Origin of the sequence: Flavobacterium muglaense (genome assembly GCF_014305155.1) — a bacterium.
Lineage (GTDB): Bacteria > Bacteroidota > Bacteroidia > Flavobacteriales > Flavobacteriaceae > Flavobacterium > Flavobacterium muglaense.
In genome coordinates, this window is the sequence record NZ_JACRUK010000076.1 from 1 (window position 1) to 9153 (window position 9153).

Genomic DNA, 9153 nt, shown 5'->3' on the forward strand with positions numbered 1-9153 from the left:
TTGTTGAAACAAACTTTTGTGTATATTTGTAATTGTCAGTGAATGAAGTACGCAACTTCTTGTAGCTGCCAAACGTTGGGCAACATATTGAAAAACCGAAATGCCGTAAGAAATAATAATCTTAAAAGAATACATAATATGAAAAAAATTATTCAATTAAAAGACAATCAAAATTTAGACGTTACCATTTTCACAGAACACATATCTTTAATCCGAAATATTGAAGACGGACACGGGTATGCAGAAGGCAAAACGATAATATATATGACGGACAAATTATTCTTCATTTATACTCACTTGACTTACAATGAAGTTTTGGAATTAATTAACGGTTGATTTTTTATCGATTTCGTGGCGAAGTAAATCTTTCAAAACTGATTTACAAAGCGAAGCTCTTTTTCCTTTTAAAACCAAAAGAATAGCTTTCGTCAACTCTTGACGCTCGTTTGGATTTTCTATTTTTGAATTTAATTCTGACATAATAAATAATTAAAAATTCCTTTCAACTTAATATCGGTGTGAAAGATAAACCGAGAAAAATAACAAAAAAAATATGGCAAACTACGAAAAGTCCTTAATACTTGTAAAAGAACATTTAGATAATGGAGAAAACATAAAAAGTTCAGTTTATGGTTCGTATGAAGGTAAACTAATGGGCAACGATACAGTTTATAATGGCGTGTTTATAGCCACTGAAAAAAGAGTTGTCTTTTTTGCAAAAAAACTATTTGGTTACGAATTAGAAAGCTTCCATTACAAAAACATTTCTTCAATTGAAAAATCTAAAGGAATGCTTGGACACACAATTACAATTCATTCTTCTGGAAATAAAGCTAAAATGAAATGGATTCAAAAAGGAGATATTGTTAAATTTACACAATTGGTAAATTCTAATATACAAAACACAAATCAAAACAACAATGTAACTGAAGAATTAACGACTGACATTCCTTCCCAAATTAAAAAACTATCTGAATTAAAAGATTTAGGTATTTTAACAGATGAAGAATTTTTAAGAAAAAAAACCGAACTACTTTCTAAAATGTAATAAAAAAATTAAGGAGGTTTAGGTGGATTATGCATTTTTGGAACTCCAAAATCTGCAAAGCATCTAGTACATTTTCTGTTTTTTATTATACAACCGAATAGGTAGCAGAAAATACGTCGCCCAACACTCGTTTTGCTCAATGCGGGGTTTTCGTTTATATCGTTTTTCATTTGCGTTTAGTTTAAATCAGAATAATTAATTTTCATAAGCCCCGCACTAAGCAAAGCGAGGGAACGTTAGCAGTCAGTTAACTGAAAACCGGTACTTTAAAGAACTATTCATTTAAATCAGAAATAAGCTATTAAACAATTAAGAACATAAAATATGAAAAAAAATATAGTTGCATTTTTATTAATTATTTTTTCTAATTTATATGTGTTCGGCCAAAATAATGATATTGTTATAGCAATAAATAAGAATGCATTTAAACTTAACGATTCAAATCCAAACATCGATATTGATAAAGACGCTAGATTGGATAGTATATTTGAGAAAGTAAGGATATTTGGATTTGGCGAAGCAACACATGGAACAAAAGAATTTTTCAACTTAAAATTTAAGTTTTTTAAATACTTAGTGATAAATCAAGGAGTTCGCAATTTTGCAATTGAGGCAAGTTATGCAAATTGTATTGCAATTAATAATTACATAAAAGGACAAGAAAGTGACCCAAAAGAATTGCTCAAAAATATTGGATTATGGACTTGGAACACTCAGGAAGTTTTAGAATTAATTGAATGGATGAAAAAATACAATATCGATAAAATTCAATCTAAGCAAATAAATTTTTATGGAATAGATATTATGGATTGTTCAAATTCAGCTAGAATAATTACTGAGCATCTAACAGAAAATTCATATAAAAACAAAATCAAATATTTAGATATATTAAGTCATTACACTTCAACAAATAGCACTAAGCATTTAAATAAAAACCTATTAAATAGTCATTTAATCGTTATGGCTGAATTAAAAGAGATTTTAAAAAGTTCTGCAGTTGAAAACAAAGAATTATACATAAGCCTGCAAAATTCAATTATTCAGTATATAAATTTGTGCATAGATTATAGGCAAGAAATACGAGACAAAGAAATGTCAGAAAACATTAATCAAATATTAGATAATGATGGTAATGAGAGCAAAATATTTATTTGGGCACATAATTTTCATATCAAAAAAAACAAAATAACCTACACTAATGAATTTTCGATGGGACATTTTTTAAAAGAAAAATATGGAAATGAGTATTATAGTTTAGGATTTGATTTTGCTACTGGAGAATTTAACGCATATAGTATTAAGAATAAAAAGATTGAAATATTTTCAATTACCGAACCAATGAGTAATACGAGTAGCGAGTTATTTAATAAAAGTTCTTTCGACTACTTTTTTTTAGATTTTAATTCGATTAGTAAAATAAATACTTTGGAAAAATACATAAATTCTAAAGTTAAATACCGGGGAATAGGCTCAACTTACAATCCAAAAATGATTGAAAATGAAAAACTAACAGAGGCTTATGATGGAATGATATTTATAAAAGACACAAAAGCATCTACGCTCTTATTTAGATAAGTAATTATAAACTAACTGAATTATAAATTAAACATACAAACATTGTAAATAAACAACCGAACTGCTAACAGCGGTTTTGCAAGATTGCGAATTTTGTGGTAAGTTCACGCTCACGTTTCGCAAGAAATTTTAACTTAACCAAAAAATCTCGTTTACGCACTTCGCAACCTCGCAAATCCGCAAAACGTTGGCAGTAATAATCTCCGAAAATACCTGAAAATCATACTTTATGAAGATATTTAAAATTATTTTACTATTATTTCCATTGTTTTCACAAAGTCAAAATAAATTTGAAAGCATTAGAGAAAAATTAAAGCAAACTAAAAAATATGAGTATGTCTATGCTTTTGAAAATAACTTTGCAGTTTTTAGAACTTTTGACGATAAAATGGGTGTAATTGATAGCACAGAAAACGTAATTATAAAACCAATATATTCATACATAAACAACAAAAAAGAACTTAAAAATCTTTTTGAAGTTGGAAAAAATATAAACAAAAAATTTAAACGTGGATTTATCGATTTACAAGGAAATATTAAAATTCCAATTGTTTATGATGATGTTTTCTATATTGAAAATGGATTAATTAGAGTATCAAAAGAAAATAAAATTGGAGTTATAGATACTTTAAACAACATAATACTACCAATAAAATTTGACTACATTTCACTTGACAATAATTTAATAATTGCTGAAATTAAAGGAATAAATACACTTTATAATCTAAACGGAAAACAAATCAGTAACTTACAATTTACTCAAATTTCCGAATTCAGAAATAATAAAGCCATTATTGAGCTTCCCAATAAAACAAATTCAATCATTGACAATAATGGAAATGTTATTTTAAATTCTATAAGAAACCATAGTTTTGAAAGAGTTTTTAACGATGATTTATATTTAATAAAAAATAATTTAACTGCAAAAGAAGGAATAATAAATTCAAAAAATGAATTTATTATTAAATGTAAATATGATGAAATCAAACAAGTAAATTCATTTTTTATTGCTAAAAGCAATAAAAAAAACGGATTTATTTCATCAACAGATTCAATAGTTAAACCTTTCATTTATGATGAAATATATTTTAGTTATTTCGATGATGCAGTAGGTTTTGGTGACAATCATCTTGGAGATAATTATATCGTTAAAATAGATGAATTATTTGGAGTAATCAATCCAAATAGTTTAGATGAAATAATACCAATTAATTATAAAAACATTAGAACTTTATTTGACAACTATTATGTAGTTCAAAATAATGAGAATAAAAGTGGTTTATTCACTCAAAACGGAAAAAGAGTTTTAAGTGAAGATTATGTGCTTTATAATGTTTTTAAAAACTCAATTTTTGGAGAAAAAAATAACAAACAATTTGTAATCTTTTTGGATGGAGAAAAATTTACTGAGAAAGAACTTTCAATAAACAAATTTGTAAAATATAAAGACGTTCAAGAATTATCCATAAGTGAAAATCAAATATTCAAAAGCGAAGATAAATTTGGAGTAATAAATTCATCAAACAAAATCGTAATTCTAAACGAATATGAATTTATAGAAAATATTTACCTTTCAAAACAATTCGTTGTTAAGAAAAATAACAAATTTGGAATTGTAAATTCTGAAAATAAAACGATAGTAGAAATTGAATACGATGATTACAAAAAGTTAAAAGAAGTAATTCTGTTTACAAAAGATAATAAAAAAATTAAAAAATATCACGAAATCACTTTTAAATAATTACTACTGCCAACACACGTTTGGCGCAATTGCGAATTTTGTGGTAAATTCACGTTTATTTCTCGCAAGAAATTTTATCTTTGATAGAAAATAAATCGTTCCGAAGCTCGCAACTGACGCCAAGCGTGGGAACGTTAGCTGTCATTGTATAAAAACCGACACCGAATGAAAATTATAGACAAAAATATATCGACTTTTGGACTTTTGACAGAACTTACAAAATCTCAAACTGACAATTTTGAGATTATAAAAAATCATTGGAAAAAGTTTAATGCTGAACTGAAAAAATATAATTTAATCCAAAACGGTGGACATTGGGAGAAGTATGGAATTACTTTTAAGACAAACGAAACGTATTTTTACTTGACGACAATTCCACAAAACGAAATGATTTTTCCAGAACATTTTGTAAACAAAGAAATTCCAAAAGGCGAATATGAAATATTTACTCATACAGGAAATATGGAAAATATCAAGCAGACAATTAATAACATTTATAAAAAGATTTTACCAAACTCAAATTTGACAATTGAACATTACTCAAAAACAGGATTTATACATTTTGAAAAGTATGATTATCGTTTTCGTTGGGACAAACCTAATTCGGAAATTGACATTTATTTGCCAATAAACACAAACAATTAAGAAAGTAAAAGTAAATATGCCGAATTATAAAAAAGTGATTTTAGACAAACTTTGTTACACAGAACTTGTTTATGGACGAATTAATAAGAAACTGAAAATAGACCTTTCAAAGGACAAAATTGAAGAACTAATTACAACAGTTATTTCGGAAACAGACGAAAACGAATTTATAAAGACAGGAAAAAATATTTACATTACAAACGAAAAAAGAAACATAATGCTGACAATTAATTCCTATACGAATAGAATAATAACAGCAGACAAATTGAAAAAAGAAAAAACAACGAACAGCTAACAGGCGTTTGGCAAAAAAGCGGGTTCAGTGCTTAAATGACGCTTTATACTTCGAATCAAGTTCAGTGCTGTCAGACAGCTTAGTGCTTCGAAATCCGCTTCTTCGCCAAGCGCCAAACCGTTGGGCGATATATTTTGAGAAACGAAACGCATAAAAAAACAAAATAGAAAATATGAAAAAAATAGCAATTATTATAACATTAGGAGTTTTAATGGTTTCTTGTAAAAACGAAAAGAAAACTGAAGGACAAGTTGAAGAAAAAACAGAAATTTCAAAAATAGAAACTACAAAAACTAGTGCAAAAGAAATTAATTGGGACGAAATACCCGAATTAAAAGATATTGGAGATTTTCCGTTTGTAACTGCACCCAAAGAGTTAATAATGTATAACGAAAAAGATGGACTAACCGAAGTTTTCAACTACGAGACAATGGAAAATTTCACAGGAAGTAATATTGTAACTACCGAAGGGAAATTAGGGATTTTGTATTTTTCAGAAGAATTTAATCAAAAATTATTTGACAAAAGTTTTTATGACTATTTCGACAAAATTGGTGCTAAACAATTGTACAAAGGAGATTTTCCAGAAGATGAGAAACAAAGAGAGCAATTAGCGAAAAATATGTGGAATGGAAAAATATCAACTTACGGATTACAAAGACAAAGTAATACTCCCTTTGCAGTATATGCTTTCAAAAATAATAATAAAAAATACATTCTAAACATTCAATCTAATTCCGCACAAGGAAATGTTTTTATTATGGAGTTGAAAGACTTTGAACAAACCATAAAAAAATATTCTGCTGAACAAATGAAAACAGATATTGATAAAACAGGAAAAGCAATTTTGAATATCAATTTTGATACCGACAAAGCCACATTAAAAGCTAATGGACAAAAAATTGTAGATGAAATTTATGCACTTCTAAATACAAACCCCAATTTAAAAATATCCATTGAAGGACACACAGATAATGTAGGCAGTGTAGCAAGAAACAAACAACTTTCAACCGATAGAGCCAACACAGTTATGTATGCACTTGCAGGCAAAGGTATTGACATAAAAAGACTAAAAGCGGCAGGTTTTGGTTCTGAAAAACCTATAAAAGCAAATGATACAGACGAAAATAAAGAACAAAATAGACGTGTTGAATTAGTGAAATTTTAAAAAATAATGAAAAAGTTAGTCATATTGTTCGTGTTGTTTTTAAACATTTCGGCTTTTTCTCAAGATGAAAGAGAATGTATGTTGGCAGAAATGCCAACTTTGGAAGACTTAAAATGTATTTCTGAAAAAGGACATTTGTATTCTATTTTACCAAAATTAACAGAATATAAAGGATATTTATTTGCAGGTTATACAAAATGCAATGAACCTCAATTAGATTTTGCCCAATCTTTTGAATTTTACTATTGCATTGGTAACTATGAACAACAAATGCGAGTAGAAATTACAGATTTAGAGAGTTCGTTTTATAAATCAGAAATTGGAAAAGCACAAAAAGAAGTAATTCTTATGGTTTTTAAACCCGAAATGATAAATCCATATTTGCAAAATTACAAGAGTGAAAACAAAAATTTTGATATTTGTACTATTCGTTTACCAAAAGTAACGAATGGAAAACCATACGTTGCTTTTGAGGCATTACAAAACAAACGATTTTGGATTCACATAATAATTGATGGGGACAAATTTAAATCGGCTAAAGAAGTTGACGCTTTTATAAATGAATACACAAAAGGATTTAGTTTTGTAAAAAAATAATACATCGCCCAACAGCGGTTTGCAAAAATTGGGGTTTTAGTCTTGACTTTACACATTGTTTTGTACTTTTGTGTTCAGTGATTAACCGAAGTTTAGGCTAACCAAATCCCCAACTTCTGCAAGCCACGAGACGTTGTAGGATATTTTGAAAAAATACGGCGGGGAAAACTAACACTTAAAAATTAATTCCAATTCGACGCCTTTAAACTCTTATGTAGAGTAATCGGGAATATAATGAATGATATGAAAAAAATTATTATGATTGCTAGTTTAATTACGTTAAGCTCTTGCGGTAATAAAGCCCCTAAATGTGAAGACAAAAAAGTTACTGAATTAGTACTATCTGTTTTAGATGACAATAAAGATAAATTACAGGTTAATCTTCCTATTTTTGGATTAGTTCCCTTTAGAACTTTTAAAAAGGAAAATTCAAAAGTTGCTAATATTATGACGACAAGTTCTGATGATAAATTATTGATTTGTGGTTGTGAAGGGTCGGTAGAAGCTTGGATTGAGAAATCTGATGATGGAAAGAAAACAGATACATTAGTTAGTACTATAACTTATACTGCTCAAATGAATTCAGAAAAAGAAATTATCGTTAAAGTTAATGATGTTAAGCCCTTTGAAATGAAAGATAAAAGTATTTACAACAATCATTAAAAGATTATTATGAAGGTAAGAGTAATCAACGAAGTACCTAAAGATATTGATTTCTTACATTGGAAGTTATGCTTCCAATGGTGTGAATATTTATATGAGGGCGAAAAAAGCGAATTTGGATATAGGTTTATATGGAAAGATGAGATAAACCATTTGAAACCACAAAGAGGTCAGGCAAGAATACCTACAATTGTTGAAATGCAAAATTTATTAAAAGAAGCAGAAAAGGACGGATGGTTAGGGAAATGCGAAACGGAAGTATAAAAAACATCCTACAACCGCTGTTTTGATATAGCTGGAATTTAGTGGAATTATCGTTCCGCATCAAGTTTTCGTTAAGCCGAAAATTGAACGGTTACGAACTTCCAGCCATCTCAAAGCAGCAAAACGTTAGCAGATATTTTACCGCAAAAAACAACAATATGATATCCCCAGAAACATCCAAAGAAATTCTTAACGAAGCAAAAGCATTAACTTCCGAAGTTTATAAAGATATTGCTAAACCTGCTCTGCAAGAAGTCGGAAGTGTAGCAGGACGAACAGTAAAGGCACTATTATTCCCAATTAGAGGAATGTTATGGGGTTGGGAACAAATTGAAATTATTGTAGAGGAAGGTGTGAAAAAAAAGTTTGAAAAAATACCCGAAGAAAGAAGAAAATCTCCCGAACCAGAAATTGCTGTACCACTATTACAAGCTCTAACTTACACTGCTCAAAATGAAACTTTAAGAGAAATGTACATTAATCTTTTGGCTAATTCTATGGATAAGGATAAAGAAAAAGTTGTTCATCCTTCATTTGTAGAAATAATAAAACAGATGAACACATTAGATGCTAAAGTATTCGAAAAAATATCTCAAAGTTTTCACTATCAAAGAATCATAAATCCATCAATAGCCATAAAAAATACAAATAAATTTATTGGTAGTGCTGTACCTGATTGGTATATAGGTTGGACAATTGAAGGATATAATGAATTTGATGTGTCAGCAAGTTTAGTTAGAATTAGTAAGTTCGGCTTAATTGAACTTATGTTAGACCGAACAGCTGAAAAAGAAGGTTATGATGAACTTAAAAATACGCAATATCTTATTGAAAAATTAAATGTATTTACAATTGCAAACCAAAATATGGAATTAGAAATTAAAGGAACTGACAGCATTGTCTATGTAAATGAATATGGAAAGCAGTTTAAATCAGCTTGTCAATAAAAAAACATCTGCTAACAGCCGTTTGTAGCAATTGGGGTTTTAGGCTTAATTTAAAGATGGTTTTGTATTTGGAAAATTTGTGTTTAATGGAAAAATCTCGCATCTTTATTCCCCAACTGCTACAAGCGCCAAGACGTCAGGCTGTGAAAAAACCTCATTTAGTCGCTATTTTGACTTAAAATCATCCTCATAAACATCACTACAATCGTT

12 protein-coding genes are annotated in these 9153 nt (G+C 28.5%); 11 read left to right on the forward strand and 1 reads right to left on the reverse strand.

What is annotated here, in order from left to right:
* The first annotated feature begins 42 nt into the window (after nucleotides 1–42).
* Complete coding sequence (locus tag H8R24_RS17145; RefSeq protein WP_187021532.1) at nucleotides 43–336, forward strand: hypothetical protein; 294 nt, start codon at nucleotides 43–45, stop codon at nucleotides 334–336.
* On the opposite strand, the gene H8R24_RS17150 is transcribed toward H8R24_RS17145, so the two are convergent.
* The gene (locus H8R24_RS17150) at nucleotides 322–480 is read right to left on the reverse strand and encodes a hypothetical protein (RefSeq protein ID WP_187021530.1); all 159 of its coding nucleotides are present in this window, start codon (nucleotides 478–480) and stop codon (nucleotides 322–324) included. The two genes, H8R24_RS17145 and H8R24_RS17150, sit on opposite strands and share 15 nt — an antisense overlap.
* Nucleotides 481–553: 73 nt before the next feature.
* Between H8R24_RS17150 and H8R24_RS17155 the strand changes: the two genes are divergently transcribed.
* From H8R24_RS17155 to H8R24_RS17200, 10 genes are all read left to right on the forward strand, one after another.
* Nucleotides 554–1048 (forward strand): PH domain-containing protein, encoded by a 495-nt coding sequence (locus tag H8R24_RS17155; RefSeq protein WP_187021528.1) that lies wholly within the window; start codon nucleotides 554–556, stop codon nucleotides 1046–1048.
* 324 nt (nucleotides 1049–1372) lie between these two features.
* Nucleotides 1373–2623, forward strand: a complete 1251-nt coding sequence (locus tag H8R24_RS17160; protein WP_187021527.1) for an erythromycin esterase family protein — start codon at nucleotides 1373–1375, stop codon at nucleotides 2621–2623.
* Between the two features lie 229 nt (nucleotides 2624–2852).
* Nucleotides 2853–4364 carry a WG repeat-containing protein gene (locus H8R24_RS17165; protein WP_187021525.1) on the forward strand — a complete coding sequence of 504 codons (1512 nt, stop codon included), beginning with the start codon at nucleotides 2853–2855 and terminating at the stop codon, nucleotides 4362–4364.
* Nucleotides 4365–4529: 165 nt separating this feature from the next.
* A complete protein-coding gene (locus H8R24_RS17170; protein WP_187021523.1) occupies nucleotides 4530–5009 on the forward strand; it encodes a GyrI-like domain-containing protein in 480 nt (159 codons plus the stop codon).
* Between the two features lie 16 nt (nucleotides 5010–5025).
* A complete protein-coding gene (locus H8R24_RS17175) occupies nucleotides 5026–5304 on the forward strand; it encodes a DUF3781 domain-containing protein (protein ID WP_187021521.1) in 279 nt (92 codons plus the stop codon).
* Between the two features lie 172 nt (nucleotides 5305–5476).
* Nucleotides 5477–6472: an OmpA family protein gene (locus tag H8R24_RS17180; protein ID WP_187021519.1), complete on the forward strand. Its 996-nt coding sequence runs from the start codon at nucleotides 5477–5479 to the stop codon at nucleotides 6470–6472.
* Nucleotides 6473–6478: 6 nt separating this feature from the next.
* Nucleotides 6479–7069 (forward strand): hypothetical protein, encoded by a 591-nt coding sequence (locus H8R24_RS17185; protein WP_187021517.1) that lies wholly within the window; start codon nucleotides 6479–6481, stop codon nucleotides 7067–7069.
* Between the two features lie 243 nt (nucleotides 7070–7312).
* Nucleotides 7313–7732 (forward strand): hypothetical protein, encoded by a 420-nt coding sequence (locus tag H8R24_RS17190; protein WP_187021515.1) that lies wholly within the window; start codon nucleotides 7313–7315, stop codon nucleotides 7730–7732.
* Nucleotides 7733–7741: 9 nt separating this feature from the next.
* Nucleotides 7742–7996, forward strand: coding sequence for a hypothetical protein (locus H8R24_RS17195; RefSeq protein WP_187021513.1), 255 nt, complete (start codon nucleotides 7742–7744; stop codon nucleotides 7994–7996).
* A gap of 158 nt (nucleotides 7997–8154) precedes the next feature.
* Nucleotides 8155–8943, forward strand: coding sequence for a DUF4393 domain-containing protein (locus H8R24_RS17200; RefSeq protein WP_187021511.1), 789 nt, complete (start codon nucleotides 8155–8157; stop codon nucleotides 8941–8943).
* Nucleotides 8944–9153 lie beyond the last annotated feature (210 nt).